Annotated in this window: 17 protein-coding genes and 5 tRNA genes; 9 read left to right on the top strand and 13 right to left on the bottom strand. The window is 34.4% G+C overall.

Annotated features, from left to right (window positions below):
* Positions 1-73: 73 nt before the first annotated feature.
* Both C1638_RS02135 and C1638_RS02130 read left to right on the top strand, forming a co-directional pair.
* Positions 74-859 carry an SDR family NAD(P)-dependent oxidoreductase gene (locus C1638_RS02135; protein WP_109617766.1) on the top strand — a complete coding sequence of 262 codons (786 nt, stop codon included), beginning with the start codon at positions 74-76 and terminating at the stop codon, positions 857-859.
* Positions 856-1,827 carry an NAD-dependent epimerase/dehydratase family protein gene (locus tag C1638_RS02130; RefSeq protein ID WP_109617764.1) on the top strand — a complete coding sequence of 324 codons (972 nt, stop codon included), beginning with the start codon at positions 856-858 and terminating at the stop codon, positions 1,825-1,827. Before C1638_RS02135 ends, C1638_RS02130 begins: the two co-directional genes overlap by 4 nt.
* A gap of 91 nt (positions 1,828-1,918) precedes the next feature.
* On the opposite strand, the gene C1638_RS02125 is transcribed toward C1638_RS02130, so the two are convergent.
* The 7 genes from C1638_RS02125 to C1638_RS02095 form a co-directional block, all read right to left on the bottom strand.
* Entirely contained in the window at positions 1,919-3,478 is a 1,560-nt protein-coding gene (locus tag C1638_RS02125) for a lectin-like domain-containing protein (RefSeq protein ID WP_228427986.1), read from the bottom strand.
* A gap of 7 nt (positions 3,479-3,485) precedes the next feature.
* Complete coding sequence (locus C1638_RS02120) at positions 3,486-4,061, bottom strand: phage tail-like protein (RefSeq protein WP_109617761.1); 576 nt, start codon at positions 4,059-4,061, stop codon at positions 3,486-3,488.
* Positions 4,062-4,829: 768 nt separating this feature from the next.
* Entirely contained in the window at positions 4,830-5,189 is a 360-nt protein-coding gene (locus tag C1638_RS02115; RefSeq protein WP_109617759.1) for a DUF4180 domain-containing protein, read from the bottom strand.
* Positions 5,190-5,231: 42 nt separating this feature from the next.
* Positions 5,232-6,080, bottom strand: coding sequence for a peptide chain release factor N(5)-glutamine methyltransferase (prmC, locus tag C1638_RS02110; protein ID WP_109617757.1), 849 nt, complete (start codon positions 6,078-6,080; stop codon positions 5,232-5,234).
* Complete coding sequence (gene yaaA / locus C1638_RS02105; protein WP_109617756.1) at positions 6,081-6,839, bottom strand: peroxide stress protein YaaA; 759 nt, start codon at positions 6,837-6,839, stop codon at positions 6,081-6,083. It abuts the gene before it with no gap.
* A gap of 4 nt (positions 6,840-6,843) precedes the next feature.
* Positions 6,844-7,545, bottom strand: a complete 702-nt coding sequence (locus C1638_RS02100) for a CPBP family intramembrane glutamic endopeptidase (protein ID WP_109617754.1) — start codon at positions 7,543-7,545, stop codon at positions 6,844-6,846.
* A 38-nt stretch (positions 7,546-7,583) separates the two neighbouring features.
* Entirely contained in the window at positions 7,584-8,195 is a 612-nt protein-coding gene (locus tag C1638_RS02095) for an L-threonylcarbamoyladenylate synthase (RefSeq protein ID WP_109617752.1), read from the bottom strand.
* 101 nt (positions 8,196-8,296) lie between these two features.
* Here C1638_RS02095 and C1638_RS02090 point away from each other — a divergent pair.
* The 5 genes from C1638_RS02090 (at position 8,297) to C1638_RS02070 (ending at position 8,819) form a co-directional block, all read left to right on the top strand.
* Positions 8,297-8,369 (top strand) — tRNA-Met (locus tag C1638_RS02090).
* Between the two features lie 39 nt (positions 8,370-8,408).
* Positions 8,409-8,481, top strand: a tRNA-Met gene (locus C1638_RS02085).
* Positions 8,482-8,521: 40 nt separating this feature from the next.
* Positions 8,522-8,594, top strand: a tRNA-Met gene (locus tag C1638_RS02080).
* Positions 8,595-8,633: 39 nt separating this feature from the next.
* Positions 8,634-8,706, top strand: a tRNA-Met gene (locus tag C1638_RS02075).
* Between the two features lie 40 nt (positions 8,707-8,746).
* Positions 8,747-8,819 (top strand) — tRNA-Met (locus C1638_RS02070).
* Positions 8,820-9,049: 230 nt separating this feature from the next.
* Here the strand turns inward: C1638_RS02070 and C1638_RS02065 are convergent.
* The 5 genes from C1638_RS02065 to C1638_RS02045 all read right to left on the bottom strand — a co-directional run bounded on the left by C1638_RS02065 (position 9,050) and on the right by C1638_RS02045 (position 13,080).
* On the bottom strand, positions 9,050-9,604 hold the full coding sequence (locus tag C1638_RS02065) for a DUF6705 family protein (protein ID WP_109617750.1): 555 nt from the start codon (positions 9,602-9,604) through the stop codon (positions 9,050-9,052).
* 20 nt (positions 9,605-9,624) lie between these two features.
* On the bottom strand, positions 9,625-10,929 hold the full coding sequence (locus tag C1638_RS02060; protein WP_123838308.1) for a hypothetical protein: 1,305 nt from the start codon (positions 10,927-10,929) through the stop codon (positions 9,625-9,627).
* A 288-nt stretch (positions 10,930-11,217) separates the two neighbouring features.
* Entirely contained in the window at positions 11,218-12,021 is an 804-nt protein-coding gene (locus C1638_RS02055; protein ID WP_109617746.1) for a class I SAM-dependent methyltransferase, read from the bottom strand.
* 11 nt (positions 12,022-12,032) lie between these two features.
* Positions 12,033-12,317 (bottom strand): Ada metal-binding domain-containing protein, encoded by a 285-nt coding sequence (locus C1638_RS02050; RefSeq protein ID WP_109617744.1) that lies wholly within the window; start codon positions 12,315-12,317, stop codon positions 12,033-12,035.
* A gap of 49 nt (positions 12,318-12,366) precedes the next feature.
* Entirely contained in the window at positions 12,367-13,080 is a 714-nt protein-coding gene (locus tag C1638_RS02045; RefSeq protein ID WP_109617742.1) for a 2OG-Fe(II) oxygenase, read from the bottom strand.
* A gap of 199 nt (positions 13,081-13,279) precedes the next feature.
* On the opposite strand from C1638_RS02045, the gene C1638_RS02040 reads away from it, so the two are divergent.
* On the top strand, positions 13,280-13,726 hold the full coding sequence (locus C1638_RS02040; protein ID WP_109617740.1) for a GNAT family N-acetyltransferase: 447 nt from the start codon (positions 13,280-13,282) through the stop codon (positions 13,724-13,726).
* A 441-nt stretch (positions 13,727-14,167) separates the two neighbouring features.
* Here C1638_RS02040 and C1638_RS02035 read toward each other — a convergent pair whose 3' ends face one another.
* The gene (locus tag C1638_RS02035) at positions 14,168-14,749 is read right to left on the bottom strand and encodes a hypothetical protein (RefSeq protein ID WP_109617738.1); all 582 of its coding nucleotides are present in this window, start codon (positions 14,747-14,749) and stop codon (positions 14,168-14,170) included.
* A 566-nt stretch (positions 14,750-15,315) separates the two neighbouring features.
* Here C1638_RS02035 and C1638_RS02030 point away from each other — a divergent pair.
* Complete coding sequence (locus tag C1638_RS02030) at positions 15,316-17,676, top strand: TonB-dependent receptor (RefSeq protein WP_109617736.1); 2,361 nt, start codon at positions 15,316-15,318, stop codon at positions 17,674-17,676.
* The last annotated feature ends 2 nt before the right edge of the window (positions 17,677-17,678 follow it).

Below are 17,678 nucleotides of genomic sequence, written 5' to 3'. Positions count from 1 at the left end.
TAGGTTCGCTCAGATAATTCGGAACATTAAAAGGGCATCCCTACGATAGCTTTGTACCGTAAAATTTAATCTTATGGATACCCAAGAATCGTACGCAGTAGTTACAGGAGCCAGCCAAGGCTTAGGAAAAGCATTTGCTGAAAATCTAGCCATGAAAAACATTAATGTCATTTTGGTAAGTCTTCCGAATCAGAACCTCAAAGAACTTTCTCAACAGCTTGAAGAAAAATATCAAATAAAGACCCATTATTATGAAGTAGACCTTTCTGTCAATCAAAATGTGTTAAAGCTCACAGAATGGCTTAACTCGTCTTTCAATATCCATATTTTGATCAATAATGCAGGGCTTGGTGGAACCAAAAGGTTTACAGAAGCAAGTTCAGATTATATCAATACAATTCTTCAGGTCAATGTAACGGCTACCTCACTTATTACGCACCAACTTCTGCCCAATCTGCTAAAGCAGCCCAAGGCATATATTTTAAATGTTTCCAGCATGGCTGCTTTTTCTCCGATAGGATTTAAGACCGTTTATCCTGCAACCAAAACCTTTATCCATTCATTTTCAAGAGGATTGCATGAAGAGTTAAAAGATACTAATGTTTTTGTAAGCGTTGTAAACCCCGGAGCCATGAAAACCAATGCCGATGTCTGTAAAAGAATTGAAAAGCAAGGCTTCTGGGGTAAAATGACACTTTTAAACCCTGATAAAGTAGCTTCCCGCTGCATTCAGCAGTTATTTAAAAAAGATTCCGTAATTATGGTGAACCCAATTAGTTGGCTGATGATGAAGATTGTCCCGATATGGATTAAACTTCCATTGATGACGCAGGCCATAAAAAGAGAGATCGAAGCATGAAAAACGTTTTTGTAACCGGAGCTACAGGACTTCTGGGAACCAATGTCATTATTAAATTATTAAAAGATGGTTATACTGTTATTGCTCTGGTGCGCAAGAAAAGCAACTATGTGGGTGAGGAAAATGAAAACCTGAAACTGGTGGAAGCAGAGCTTTCGTCTGATCTTTCTCTGTTTCTTAAGGAAACTGACTGTGTGATTCACATTGCTGCAGAAACGCGGCAGGATTTGCTAAGTTATAATGATTACAGAAAAGTAAACTATGAAATGACAGCAAATTTAATCACTCAGGCAGAAGCCTGCGGAGTAAAAAGATTCCTGTTCATAAGTTCTGCCAATACATTAGGCTATGGAGATGAAAAACAATTGGGGAATGAAGATAAAGAACAAAAGTATCCTTTCACAAAAATATATTACGCCCAAAGTAAACTTGAAGCTGAAAATTTTCTTTTACAGAATCATAAGAACATTGATGTTATTATTCTGAACCCAACTTTTATGATTGGAGCTTACGATACCAAACCAAGTTCCGGAAAACTGATCTTTTGGGCATGGAAAAAGAAATTGGTCTTCTATCCGAAAGGAGGAAAAAACTTTGTTCACGTAGAAGATGCCGCCAATGGAGTAGTAGCTGCCATAGGTAAAGGAAAGAATGGTGAAAGATATCTTTTGGCCAATGAAAACTTAAGCTACAGAGAGTTTTTCAAAAAAATAAACGAAATTACAGACCAACATCCCGTCATGATTCCAATTCCAAATAGATTTCTGAGTTGTATTGGGCTGATAGGAGATAGCCTGCGGATATTAAAAATAAAAACAAGCCTCAGTACATCCAATATGAAAGCACTGCAAATCTGTAATTATTATTCCAATCAAAAATCAGTAGAGAATCTGGATATTCAGTATCGTTCCATTGATAATGCAATAGAAGAAGCCGTTCAATATTTTATTAAAAAGAATATGCATTGATTTTTAATAGCGATTATTAATGAAAAAACCAGCCCTTAAAAAGCTGGTTTTTATATATTTAAATTTTATGTTTTAGTAGTATCCGGTTTTCTTAACGAGGATAATCTATTTTTTGAGTTACATTTTTATTAGAAATAACACAAGGTTTGCTGCAATTATTAGAGCTTGAGATATTGACCTGTATCAATGCTGGCATTGATCTGTAATCTTCATTGTTGTAAGGACTTTCAGTTCCGTTTCTGCCGCCCCCTTTGATATCATATCTTATTTTAGCTATTCCGGTAAATCCATTAGCAGGCCTGAAAGAAACTTTCCCCGTAGATGGGTAATAGGTCCATGTTCCTTCGCTGTTGGTGTAAACATTGTTTACTATATTGGGAATCACATTTCCATTGATATCTAAGAATCGGAATGATTTAAAATCAATATTGTCATAAGAAGCAGTTGGTGGGTTTTGACCATTTATAGAAGAATAGGCAACATCATTGAGTAATGGAGCGTACATAGATTTTATCTTTGGGCATCCTGCAAATAAATCATCCGTTACTTCAGCAGCATAAGGTTTGCTGACTCCTAAATTCTTTAATAGATGTATATTTTTGGCATCCCCTGTTGATGCCGCAAAACCAATTCTAAAGGTGGCAGGAGGAGAAGTATCAAGAGTTCTTACCTGATTATTTTGCATCGCATTCTCTGTATATTTTAAAGAAGTAGGATAATAATAGTTATCAATAATCTTTTCCTTAACATTTCCATGCTGTATTTCTAAGGTTACATTATAACCTCCTGATGGATTAGGAACTAGTGTTACAAATGCTTTACGGTATCTGGCATCGTTGTCATCTTTAGGAATTGTAGTTCCGCCACTCTCCATGATAAATTGATTAAAGTTTGAATTTTGAGTAGCAATATGCTTCCCTGTTTGAACATCCAGGTAAATTGAACGATTATTACTTGAGGGAGCTGTATTAGTTGCCGTACTATAAAGTAATGGATAACCATTGTATCCCGCAGGCTCAGAAGACGAAAGATATTGATTACCACGTTTCCCTCTTAAAGTTACATTACTTCGGCCATTGGCTATTGATACATCAGAAAGTCCGTTCCTTGTTCTGTCTCCCTGACGGAATCTGGTTTTAAAATTTCCAAATTCATCCAGCCCAATTCCCAGATAAGCACCTCTTAATCCCTCAAGATTTCCTCCTTGGTTTGAGTTTCTCAGAACAAAAGTATAGCCCAATCCTCCGCCAAAGTATCCAAGATTAAGTTGATCTTTAGGAATTGATCCATCTACTAAAAATATAGATATACCATCTCCACCATTGGAATCTCCGCCATAAATTGCATATTCAAATTCAAACTTAATTCCCTGGTTGCTTTTAAATATTTTATCAGCCAATATCACTCCTCCGGATGTGTTGTTTACATTTCGGGTTAATCGTAAACCATCAGTAGTAAAGGTTGCATCATTCTGAACTCCACTTGTAGATACTTTATAAGCCTCTTGTGGCTGTAATCCCTGTGTAAAACTTACGAAGTACGGATAACCTGTCCCTTGTTCATTCTGTGCTGAAATATGTTGAGAAAAAATAAACAGTAGAAAAATAAACAAAAATCTTTTATGTTGTATAATTAGGTTGCTCTTTATCATAGCTTACTTATTTTACAACAAAAACAATATTAATAAAAGAACAATCTGTTGCCGCTGCTCTCACATCATAAGTCATTACCCCTGAATCCGAAATAGAAATATTACTGAATACATTAGGATCAGCATCGGTTACATAATAATAAATGTCTTTATTCGATGGGAAAAAAGGAATTGAGGCCGGTGCACTTGTGCTTTTTGCTTTCGGAGATCCAAATTGATTCTTATAAAGGGTATATAAATCTTTAATTTGACCATTAGCATTCTGTGAAGTATCGAAAGAAACACTCGGCATATAAAAGATTTTAACAGCATTATTACTGATACATAGCCAATCCGGAGCGGTAGGTGTACCTATATTTTGGCTCAAGCATTTTTTATCGGTATCGTAAATGAGAAGAGAGTTGGCCGGTTTAGGTATAGCATCTCTTTTTGCTGTTGTAAGCCTGGGAATTAACATTCCTTTACTTTGACTATAAACATCTAAAGCTGCACTTTCATCTGGATTAGGGGTGTTAATCCCAACCTGAGCATGTGCAGAAATGCTAATTAAAAAAATCGAAATTTGTAAAAGAAAAATTTTCATTGCTTGTGAATTTATTTGTGTGTTAATAATAATTTTTTAACAATATTAATTGCCTAAAAATACCGGCAGTATTCTTAATTTTTTAAAATGGATATTGGTTTTTTTGATTTTTAAATCGAATGTTAATCTTAGAAATTGATATGTATGTCAACTTCTTCGAAAATAACGATTGTCTGTGATGGGCACGAAAAAATAGCAGCAATAAAACCTTAGGCTTTTATTGATAAAATGTTATTTTTTTTTATGCTGATTTTGCTAAGAAATTCAATAGTGATTAGCAAATAATTGACTACGTCGAAATCGTAGTTGTAGTATCTAAAATAATGATATTCATAATGCTTGTGTTTATGCAAAAATATGAATTAATTATATTATTTCGCTGCTTTCTATCAATTAAATTTTCATTCGCCCGATTTTTAAATTGATAATTGCTTTTTATTTGGTTTTATTTATTCATATAGTAATTTTATTGATTTTACTTTTATATAATGCGTTTATTAAATGAATTAAATACATGGTTTTTTTTAATTATTAGGGGAAATCTGGATGTAATTTCGATTTCAAAGTGTGGATTTGATGAAGATGAAAAGAATTTCCCTCTGAGTTTTCTTTCAAAAATTTTTCAAAAAAAATAATACTTTTTGTTATGTTATAGGAAGTTAGCCCATATTCTAGAAATAAGATGGGCAGAGTTTATGTCAGTCAGGAAGAAGATTACCTGACTAGCATAGATAAGAATTAGAATAAAGCTTAATATTACAGAAACATTTATTTTAGAAAGTTTTCCAAAGCATCCTCCAATGTTTCTAGAAAGTTGACATGTCCTGTTTTATTACTTTCATAAATAAAATCTTTCATGCTCTTGCTTTCATATTTGCTGAAATCGCCGATAATGGCTAATCCAATACGGTAATTGGAAAACTTTTGCAGGATTTCTCCTGCAATTTTAGTTTTTAAATCAAAGAAATCAGGCGTAATATCTTTTTCATAAACAATTACTTTGTCAAATCCTTGGTAATAAATATCACCCATTAGATCCAGCCCGTCTTGTACCGATTGAATTATTACTTCATCAGAGAGTACTTCTGCAACTTTTATATTTTTGATATTGTGTGATTTGATGACCATGATTTCAGTGAGATGATTACGTTTTCTGGGAGATAAATTTACTTATTTCTTTCCGCAGATAAATCTGTCATTTTCAGATAAATCCTTTACTAATTGAACATTGGCAAAGTACGAATACAGTTCAAGAGTTTCAGGTCCAAGTTTTTGATTGATTTCTAAAAATAGAAGTCCATCATCATTCAAGTGATCCTTAGCATCTTCTGCAATTTTTCTGTAAAAGATTAACGCATCAGAAGTAGGAGAGAAGAGGGCCATTTTAGGTTCGAATTCTTTCACAGAATCAGCTATTTCAATTTCTTCCTCAATTCCTATGTATGGTGGGTTTGAAATAATGATATCATAATTTTCAGCCAATTTAAAATTAAGGTAATCGCCATGAATGAACTGAACTTCCAATTGATGATGATCGGCATTTTGTTGAGCTGTTTTCAATGCTTTTTCAGAAAAATCTATAGAAGAAACTTCAGCGTTCGGAAAATGTTTCTTTAAAACTAAAGGAATCACACCGCTACCGGTTCCAATATCCAGAATTTTTAATCCTTGGATTTTAAGTTTCAGTCCTTGAATCTCACGAATCGCTATTTCAAGCAGTTCTTCAGTTTCCGGACGAGGAATCAGAACATTTTCATCTACGAAGAATTTCATTCCATAGAATTCAGTTTCACCCAAAATCTGTTGATAGGGTTTTCCTGTTTTTAATTCTGAAACCAAATTATAAAGTTGTTTCTCGTCATCCATTAAAAGTTCCTGTTCTGAGAACCTTCTTTGCTGAAAGTTATCGAAACCTGCTATTTTATGAATGAATAGAGAGGATAAGAAAGCGCTTTCCGACTCTGTATAAACGTCGGAAAGTTCTGCTTTAAAATATTTTTTATATGCTGAAATTGTCATTTATCTTGTGAAAACCAGTTTTGTATCAGTAGACCTCTCTTCATCAATTCTATATCTTTCATAATTGAAAGCTTTTACATCATCCAATGTTTTTGCATTCGTTTCAGCACAGAATCTTACAACAAGTCCTCTTGCATGTTTCGTATAAACGACAATCGTTTTCAACTTGCCGTCTTTTAATTCATAAAAATCGAAGTCGATTACTTTATGGTTTAATTTTTTTCTGTCAATTACTTTCCCATACTCATTGCTTGCCAGGTGAAGAAGAACCTCTCCCTTTTTCATTTCAGAATTAAGCTGTTCTGTAATCTTTTCTCTCCAGAATTCATATAGGTTTTTATATTGCTCAAATTCAAAATGGCGACCCATTTCTAGTCGGTACAGCATTACTTTATCAGATGGTTTTAGCAATCCGTACAATCCGGAAAGCATTCTGTAGTTCTTCTGTAAATAGTCAATAGCATTTTTGTCAAGTGTCTTTGCGTCTAATCCTCTGTACACTTCACCAGTAAAGGCAAACATAGCCGGTGCAGATTCCTTTGCGGTAGGCTTAGATTTCCATCTTTGATTTCTTTCCCAGTTTTCATCAGCCAGTTTAGGCGAAATTTCCATTAATTCGGAAAGATATTTTGGAGACTTTTCTTTTAAATAAGAATGTATAAATGCTGCATCTTCAATGAATTTCGGAGTAGTGGATTTCAACAGATCCGTTGAATTTTCTACGTTCATTAATTTTGCAGGAGATGATATAATTTTCATAATGTTAAAATACAGATAAGTGTTTAAAATCTATAAAGTTCATAATCATCAGAGATACCAGATCAAACATAAAATGGCAAATGATCAGAATTTTAATATTTGAATATTTTTTATAAAACATAGCAAAAACGGCTCCAATAAAGAAAGGTACTACAACCTGACCTATTGTTCCGTAGGTACTGTGAAGAATGCCAAACAGTAATGCAGACACAATAACTCCCAAAAGAGGACTATTGTATAATTTCTCAATTCTGGGTTGTATATATCCACGCATCAGAAATTCTTCTACAACGCCTGCTGTAAGGCATGTTAAAATAATTAAAAAATAATTATTCTTAAAAATTGAGGTAAGCTGAAGAAGCTTATTACTGATTTTTTCTTGTAACAAGAATTGAAGCAATGTATTTATAAATGCACCTCCTATTGCACAAACCAAGTATAAGCAGATAACAGCCTTTAAATAGAATCCAAGGGGATATTTCTTTTCATCTTTTAATAGAAAAGATCCTTTTTCAATAAAGTATGAATACAGAAATACAATAAGCAGAACACTCCATATGGCAAGTCGGCTCAGAGAAAAACTCTCTACCGTAATACTTTGTATACCCGTAACCATTCTGATAACAGGAAAAACATACAGCATTACCGCAGCCAAAAGCACAAAAGTGAGTAAAATTCCTATAGAATATTTCCCATTAAGACTCATAATCCAATAATCCTAAACCTTAAACTTCAAACTTTGAATTAAATAATTCCCTTTCCCTGACGGATGATTTCCGGTTCGCCTGAAGTAAGGTCTACAATAGTTGAAGCCACATTATCTCCATATCCTGAATCAATCACAATATCTACAAGATGGTCATATTTCTCAGCAATAAGCTCAGGATCTGTAGAGTATTCAATGATTTCATCATCGTCATGAATAGATGTTGATGCAATAGGGTGACCTAATTTTTCAACGATAAGCTGTGGAATTGGGTGATCAGGAACACGAATACCAATTGTTTTGTGCCCTTTATAAGCCAATGGCAAACTTTTATTAGCCTCAAGAATAAATGTAAACGGACCCGGAAGATGACTTTTCAGAAATCTGAAAATAGAGGTGTCAATAGGTCTTGTGAAATCGGAAAGATGGCTCAAGTCATTACAAATTATAGAGAATTTTGACTTTTCTAGCTTTAATTTTTTAAGTTGGGCCAGTTTTTCCATGGCTTTTATATCAAAAATATTGCAGCCTAAGGCATAAATTGTATCTGAAGGGTAGATAATTAATCCGCCATTATTCAATGTTTTAATAACCTCATTCACAAGATTTTCCTGAGGGTTGTCTGGGTAAATTTTCAATATCTTTGCCATAGAACAAAGATACAAATAATAAAATAGTTTCTGTAAAAGTCCTTTATTTAAAAGAAAAATTAGGATTTGTAAAAAATATTTGTACCTTTGCAATCCAATATCGCGGGATGGAGCAGTAGGTAGCTCGTCGGGCTCATAACCCGAAGGTCATCGGTTCGAGTCCGGTTCCCGCTACTAAGTTAAGTGCTTTCGGTAAGCACTCTAAAAATACACCGCGGGATGGAGCAGTAGGTAGCTCGTCGGGCTCATAACCCGAAGGTCATCGGTTCGAGTCCGGTTCCCGCTACTAAGTTAAGTGTCTTCGGTAAGCACTCTAAAAAATACACCGCGGGATGGAGCAGTAGGTAGCTCGTCGGGCTCATAACCCGAAGGTCATCGGTTCGAGTCCGGTTCCCGCTACTAAGTTAAGTGCTTTCGGTAAGCACTCTAAAAATACACCGCGGGATGGAGCAGTAGGTAGCTCGTCGGGCTCATAACCCGAAGGTCATCGGTTCGAGTCCGGTTCCCGCTACTAAGTTAAGTGTCTTCGGTAGACACTCTAAAAAATACACCGCGGGATGGAGCAGTAGGTAGCTCGTCGGGCTCATAACCCGAAGGTCATCGGTTCGAGTCCGGTTCCCGCTACTAAGTTTTTAAACTGGTAAGATCGGTATAACAGTAAGTTATACCGATTTTTTTTATGTACACATTTTTGAAACTTAAACACTGAGTGCATTATCTCTATCAAGCGATGAAAGAGGAAATTTTATTGAAGAAATGGAAGAATTTGTAAAAAAAGAGAGATTGAAAAATTAAGTGATAATTTCTAAAAAAAACACACTCAATTGAGTGTGTTTTTTTATTAAACAGAAGCTTTATTGTTTTGTTAGAACTATATCTTTAGGCAAAGCTTCAGGAGTTTGAGTATTATAATATGGACATTCGATCGTTATCATATTACTTCCATAAGTAAGTTTCCAAATTAGTTGTGTTTTGGAAGAGTCTGCAAACTTTATCGCAATGTTTGCATTTGTATTACATAAATCATAATCAATATAAGATAATAAGTATCTATCATTGTATCTTCTGAAACTGTGTCCCATTATTTTTGCACTGGCATCAGTGATAGTTGAGTTATCAAAAAGTACACTTCCGTTACCATCAATAACTTTGAATTTTCCAATTAGGTAATCTTTATAATACTTTAAATCTGTATCATATTGATTTGTCAATTTCTTGAATGTTACGAAAACAGTTTTGTTATCCCAAGTCCCTTTCCAAGTCCCTTCATATTCTGGCAACTCATTATTGGTGTCCTTTTGATATGATCCTTCCGGTAAAGAGCTTTCTGCTGGTCGGAGTGAGTAAATTTGTTGTGCATTACAAAAAGTAGCAACAAAAAAAAGTATAATTAAAAATTTATTCTTCATGATTTTTAAATATTTAGTCATTAACAAGGGGTTGGAACTACTTTATTTGTAGCCTTATCGTATTTTAATTTAGTGGTATCACCTGTTGTTTTATCACTTTTATATACCTCTAACCCATCAATTTTCACTTTTTCATCCATAAACTTTGTAAATTCTTTTTCAATTATATTAGGGTCTAAAAGTTGACTCTCTGTAAGACTTGAAAATATCTTTTCATAAGAGGATTGCCAGCTAGCAAGTGATCCTGGTCCAATACCAAAACTTCCATCACCAGAATATTTCAATATATAATTACCTTGTGATGTAATAACTATGCCATAAGCATCTGACATTGATCCCTTAGATTCAGCATTTCTTACACAGGAAGTTAGGAATGTAAAAATATCGGCAGGTGAAAATATTTTAACTAGCCCATCTTTACTATCCAAATGAGCGTGCATATATCCATAGTACTTATTTCCATATGGAAATTTTAAATTGTCATTATTATTTGACAAAGGTTCATAATTTGTTTTTGGTTGCCCATAAGCTGCAGAAAAACCAGTTTCCTTATCCTTATCAAATATTTCTTTCTTATCAATTTCTGCAACCTTTGCTTTAAATTCCGTATTTTGGTTTTGTCCTTTCATTTTCTCACAAGGATTCTGATTCTGTGGGGTGTATGGATTGCCACCACTGCCACCATTTCCTCCAAAATCCCCGTTTCCACCTCCCATGTCATGTCCTCCGCTACCAATACCTCCACCTCCGCTCCATACGTCATACATCGTTAGTTTTATTGGTCTTGTTACAATAATGATAACTTCCCCCACATCAATGGGATCATTGCTATTTTGGGATACTGTCTTGGTATCGTAGTAGTTTTGAAATTTATTAATTAGGTAAACAGCATCAGAATGAGTGTTTTGATGAACGTCAAAGTAGAGATAATCCCTTTCTGCATTTACCACTCCGGCTATTACAGCCGTTACTTTTCCATCCTTGAGCATAGGAAAAAATAGAAGCTTTCTGTTATCCCCCTCATCTCCTCCAATATCCTGTGAGGAAACCCTTAAGTCAACAGTTCCATACTTGTTTTCAAGTTCTGTTTTCTTTTCGGGATACTTCTCAAAGTAGGCGATCATGGAGTTTCCAAAGGGGATTGCATAATTATTGGAACCTGCATTTTTAGAAAGGCTTTTTTCATTTTCAAAGCGCTCGAAAAAGGCTATTTTTTCCTTCTGGGTTTGTTCTGTGCTAGTAAGCATTTCGTCTGTTCTGCAGGAATTAAGGGAAACAGATAATGTGGAGAGCAATAATAGCCCATAGACTAAATTTTTCTTCATAAGCATTTGTGTGTTTGTTTTGGGTGTAAATATAATAATTAATTCTATTTGATGTGATTTTTTATCATCGTGATAAAAGTAAATTATTTTTTCATATCCAAATTACTGAAAACCATAACTCATGAAATACTCCAGTACATTACAAGTGTATAATATCGATCTTGTATCGTTTCTATATAAAAAAATGAAGCCTCCAGTAGATTTTGCGAATAACACAAGTATTTTCAACTGTGGAATTTTGAAAATCTACGGAAGGCTAAGTTTTAATTGCTTAAAATTGACTGGAATTTATTTTTTCTTTTTCGCTGTTACTGAATAAATCATAGGGATTTTATTATCCAAATGTTCTATACTATATTTTTTAGACTCGAATTCAATGGTTTTATTGAAACAATTATAAGGAGAATAGTCAAACTCATCTAAGCTGTTGATTTCAAGCCCGTTTTTAATCAGGCTATTTATTACTTCACTTAAACCATGATTCCACATAACATACGATTGGGTAATCTCTGCATTTCTGTCAGCATACGTTCCACTTTCTGTTTCAATAATAGCTCCCGAGTTAAAGTATCTGTAGCCTATTGTTTCAAAGTTGTCATCAAACATCCATACAACAGGATGAAACTCAACAAATATAAACTGTCCACCCGGCTTTAAGAATTGTGAAATGACTTTTGCCCATTTATCAAGATCCGGTAGCCATCCAATAGTTCCATAGCTGGTATAAACAATGTCAAATTGTTTATCTAAATGATTGGGTAGATCATAAATATCACAACAGATAAAGTTGGCATTGGACTGGGTTTCATGAGCAAGTTGTTTGGCACTTTCAATAGCTTTATCTGATAAATCAACGCCTGTAACCTCTGCTCCAAGCCTGCTTATCGAAATGGTATCTTGACCGAAATGGCATTGTAAATGTAAAACAGATTTCCCTTGGAGGTCACCTAAAAGATTCAATTCGATGTCGTTTAATGAGCTATTTCCATTCAAGAAACCTTTAAGGTCATAAAATTCTGACTTTAAATGGCTTTCTGTTCTGTTATTCCAGGAATTTCGGTTAATTTCCAGATAATTATTTTCTGTGATCATTGTATTAGTTTTTAAACGTCAGTAATATACACAAATTCTGATATTGAACTGCCTTTTTGATAATCTTTCCAGCTTTTGTATTGTTCTCTCATACAATGCCCACAAGGACGATAATCGTTTTGTAGAGCTTCTTTTTCGCTAATGAATAAAACCCTGTTTTCCCGTTTCATTCTTTTACCTGAGAGGCAACTGAGTAAGCCATAAATTTTCAGCCTTTTATTTCCTCCGAAACAAATTTCCTGCTTTCGAATTTTACTTCTTAGTTCAGTGTCTGACAATTGAGCATGTTGCATCATATTTTTAAGATTTAAAAATTAAGTATGTTAAATTCTTTTACTCTATAGATCAGTTAATTGCGTCATGGAAAATAATTCCCAATGCATAGCGTTTTCCTGTTTTTACTTCACTTACGCCGTGTTTCATATTCACTCTATAATATCCTTTGGTTCCTTTTTCAGGTTTAAAATTGGTTGTGAAAATGAGAACGTCTCCTTTTTTGGGTTGTAAAACTATCGCTTTAGATTGCGCTCTGGGAACCTGCTGGGTAAGTACAAATTCTCCACCTGTAAAATCTTCATCCGGCTCACTGAGCATTAATACAATTTGAATAGGAAAATAATGATTTCCATATAGATCCTGATGTAAAGTATTGAAACCACCATCTTCATATTTTAAAATTAAAACAGTTGCCTTTTGCTGGTCATGAGAATGACATTCCTGTAGAAATTTCCCGTGTTCCAAAGGAAAATGAGTGTCAATATTTAAAGCTTTGAACCATGAGTTGGCAATAGGAGCCAGATGGGGATAGATTTGGGTTCGTATTGTTTGAATTAGCTCTGGTAGAGGGTAATTAAAGTATTTATATTCACCCAGGCCGAAGCGATGCCGTGCCATCACCACGGTCTTTCGATAGAAGTTTGCTTTGCTGTAATTGGAAATTAATTCATTGCATTGGTTGTCTGATAGTAATTGAGGAATCATGGCATGCCCATGTTGATGCATTGTCTCTGTGATGTGCTGCCAGTCTATGTTTTCAATTTTCTGGATTATATCTGTCATTGATTTTATTTTTAGATGACAAAGTTCCCAACTTATAAAGAGGTATAAAATCCAAAACGTGTGGTCTTTTATCTATTTATGATCTCCCCATTACATGCAGTGTATTATCTTCTGGACTATTTATATAACTTTAATCTGGATGATAATGCTGGTCCTATTTAAAGATACTTTTGCACTGTTAAACAAAATAAATATAACGATGAATTACACAATTAAAAAAGCAAGCCTTGAGGATCTTAATGTAACGGCAGAATTATTTAATCTCTACCGTATATTTTATAGACAGGAGTCAGATTTGGAAAGAGGAAAGGCTTTTCTTAAAGAAAGGTTTTTAAACAGTGAGTCTGATATTTTTCTTGCTTGGGTTGAGGGTAAAGCTGTAGGATTTGTGCAACTTTATAAATTGTACCATTATACTAAGCTGCAAAAACAGTGGCTGTTGAGTGACTTATTTGTACATCCTGACTATAGAGGAAAAGGACTTTCTGTAGCCTTAATTGATCGTAGCAAACTGTGGTGTGAAGAAACAGGTGCTTGCGGACTGATGCTGGAAACAGAAAAGACCAATGATATTGGAAATGCTCTATACCCTCGTTGTGGATTTGAATATGATGGATTACACAATTATTATCAATGGTGGAAATAAATAAATAGAGGTAAGGAGAGGAGAAGACGAGCGCCGGATAGTAAGTTTGTAGAAGCCATTTTATACAAAACCGGTCTTATTTTAAATTTATTTTTCTTCAACAACAAATTCTTCTTATTTCCTGCCTCTATTTTACCTGTCAGAAAATTAAAATAAGTAGTATTACTTCTACAACTGTTATCATTTAATTCTACAACGATTCTTTTACAGGCAGGCTGCATAGCCCTATTTTTGTACAGCTTTACAGGTCATGGGTAGGACAGTTGATCCTGTAAAGCTTATGCAAAATTATCTCCGCCTTATTTTCTACTTTTTCCCCAGGTTTTATGATTAGTACCACAAAACTGCTTTTGGGCGGAGGTTCTTTTGCTCCAAATAAAAAAGAGAACTGCATTTGCAATTCTCTTTTTTTATGTTTTGAAAGTATAAATGATTTCAATATTATTGAGCTATCTGGCCGTAAGGAGCTAGTTTGTTCTCCTCAGACATGGTTTGCTCTAAAAATTCTCTTTTCTGGTCTGCTTTCATTCTTCCTGCAGCATCATTGGCATTGGCATAAGCTTCACTAAGTTTTGTAGTGATATCAGCAGGTTTGAATTCGAATTTTGTATCTCCTTCTACACCTAAATACCCATTCTTTCTTGTAAGATTAGAAATATAGTTACCATAATTAATGAATGTATTTCTAAGGTATTGAGTATGATATTCCATACATTTTTTAGCTTTCTTAGAAGAATTGTTCAAAATACAGTTTTTCATGTTATTTCTGTAAAGAAACCATTCAGATTCCAGGATGCCATATTCCTTTCCTAGTGCAATTTTTCCGTTGTTCACGATGTTATTGTCACTTTCTTTTGTAGCAATGGCCTGAAGATGTTGAATTACTAATGGAACTGTGGCTTCGATTTTTGATTTTGTATCCTTTAATATACTAAGGTCTGCAGCTGGTGATTTTGTCTTTTGTGCTGTCGTAACGTTAAAAATAAGCAGTAGTAGTACAATCAATAAATTATATCTTTTCATGAGAAATTTTTAAAGCACTAAAATAAATATAATTTCCCGGTTAAAACAAATTCATTTTAATTTTATTTAATAAAATTTAACAAATCTATAATGTAAATTGTTCATCGTTGTATAAATGATGTTTTTAAACTCTTTTTTGAAGTGATTTTTTTATAAAATTTCTTAATAAGAAATAAAATTCATCATAGAAATATTTTTATAGAGAGTTTAAAATTAAAATGAGGGTAATCGGATCTAAACTATTTTAAGAATTCTTATATATATTATTCTAAAAAAGTAGAGCTAAGAAAGTGATTATGGTATTAATTTTCACCTCTGTATTTACCTAAATCTATAGAAATCGAGCAAATCTATAGGCGTATACTTTATTCTGCAGATGATTTTTTTCATATTATCAAAACATAATTACCTTTTGTTTTTCTTTTTATAGCTGAATGTGAGTTATTTATGTGTTTTGCTTAATTTCTTTTATTAATTCTATTTAGAATAGTTAAAAATAAAAAAGCCTTTTCCTTTGGAGATTGATAGGGAACCTTTAATTTTGCTATTTATAATAATTATAAATAATGAAATTATATCAGCGTATTTTTATCTTTCTCATTTTCACACTTTCAATCTCCCTCACCAAAGCACAGGATGGTGATTTTTTGGTTCAGGGAGTTGTGCAGGACCACACAAAACGTGGGTTAAGTGGGGTAACTATTTTTGTTGAAAACACAAAAATTAAAGTACAAACCGATCAAAATGGAAATTTCAGGATGAATTACAAGAAAGGAGAAGCTACATTAGTCTTTAATCTGAATGGCTATAAAAAGTTCAGAAAGAAAATAAACTTTGGTAGCGAAGGATCTCCTTTAAGTATTCAGTTAACAGAGGACCAGGCGGTTGTAGAAGAAGTTATAGTACATGGCAAAGGTAAGGTGAAAGCACTGCAAGACGGTGCTTTTACTGTTAATGCTATAGATGTTGCTAAATTGGCTAATACTACGGCCGATCTTAATCAGGTTTTGAACAGGACCACAGGAATTAAAGTTCGGCAGCAGGGTGGTGTAGGTTCTGATTATAATTTCTCTATCAACGGAATGTCTGGTAAGGCCGTGAAATTCTTTATCGATGGCGTTCCTTTGGAAATGCTGGGGAAAGGAGTAGACATGAGTACATTACCTGTAAATATGGCCGAGCGAGTAGAGATTTATAAAGGGGTTGTTCCTATTCATCTAAGTACTGATGCTATGGGTGGGGCAGTTAATATTATTACTCCCGGAAGCAGCAAAAATTACCTGGATGCCAGTGTAAGTCTAGGATCTTTCAATACACAGCGTATTAATCTGAATGGACAGTTTAAAGATGATAAAACAGGGCTTATCCTACGCGTCAACAGTTTTTATAACCACTCGGATAACGACTATCTGATGAAAGATATGAAAATATGGAACCCTGCTCAAAACCAATATGAGCTAAGAAATGTAAAACGCTTTAACGACAGATATCAATCTGTTTTCGGGATGGCTGAAATTGGATTAGAAAACAAAAGCTGGGCAGATTCTTTTTTTGTAGGAATGTCACAATCGGTTTTCGACAAACAGATACAGACAGGCTCCAATCAGGAAGTAGTGTATGGTGGGGTAAAACAAAGTGGAGAAGCACATAATTACTTTATGAAGTATAAAAAAACGAACCTCTTCAATGATCGTTTGGATGTGAATGTTTATGCCGGTTTCTCTAAAAGTGTTCAGAAAGCAACCGATACGCTTATGCGTAAATATAGCTGGGATGGTACTTTCGAGCCTTCTGCTACAAGTGAAAAAGGAGGTAGGAGTATAATAATGCAACATGAAGATCGTCTTTACTCACAGGTAGGAGCTACTTACAGAATCGTTGACCACCACAAGCTTATCTTCAATTATGTACTTGATTATATTAAGAACACGACATTCAATCAACTTGAAGAGCAGAAAGATGATGTATTTCCGGCGAAGATGACGAAGCAGATCTTGTCTATGGCTTATCAACAGGATTTTTTCAATAAGCACTGGACTAACGTTTTCTTTGGTAAATATTATCGTGTAGGGCTTCAAAAAATAGTGTTCGATCCGGTGACCAGAACTGATAATCCGGCAAAGGATAATTTTAGTAACTGGGGTTATGGTTTTGCCACCACGGTAAAAATTACAAGAGGACTGGGGATAAAAGGATCATTTGAACGTTCTTATCGTTTGGTGGAACCACAGGAAATTTTCGGAGATGGTGTTGCTGTAACCAGTAATATGAACTTGAAGCCTGAAACCAGTAATAATGTAAATGTAGGTTTTTACTACGATCATCATTGGGGGCAGCATGCTTTCCGTATCGAAGGGGCGGGATATATTCGTGATACAAAGGATTTTATCTATACCGTTCCTAATTTGTACAACAGTACTTTCAAATATGAAAACCTTTCCAATATTTTTACCCGTGGACTGGAAGGAGAGCTGAGTTACCAGTACAAAAGACTCCTTAATGTGCTAATGAATGTGAGCTACAACAAAGCGTATGACAATACAAAATTTGCCAACAACAGTGAAGATGTAGTTTCAGCAACTTACAAGAAAGATGTTCCCAACCAACCTTGGTTATTTGGGAATTTGAATGTAAGCATTGGTAAAGATGACTGGTTACAAAAAGACAGCCGTGTAGAGCTTTACTACGGACTACAGACGACTGAATGGTTCTACAAAAACTGGAAATCCTATGGGAATCCAGGAAATATTCCATTTATTCCAAGACAAACCCTGCACAATGTTGGTATGAGTTATTCCATGAAGAGCGGGAGATATAATGTGGCGTTCGATGTAACCAACCTTAGTGATGCGCTGGCATATGACAACTTCAAACTTCAGAAGCAGGGACGTGCTTTCTATATAAAATTCAGATACCTATTTAAGTAAAA

The organism is Chryseobacterium oncorhynchi (assembly GCF_002899895.1).
Lineage (GTDB): Bacteria > Bacteroidota > Bacteroidia > Flavobacteriales > Weeksellaceae > Chryseobacterium > Chryseobacterium oncorhynchi.
The sequence above is the reverse complement of the archived record's forward strand: the minus strand, read 5'-3'. Positions and strand labels throughout refer to the sequence as shown.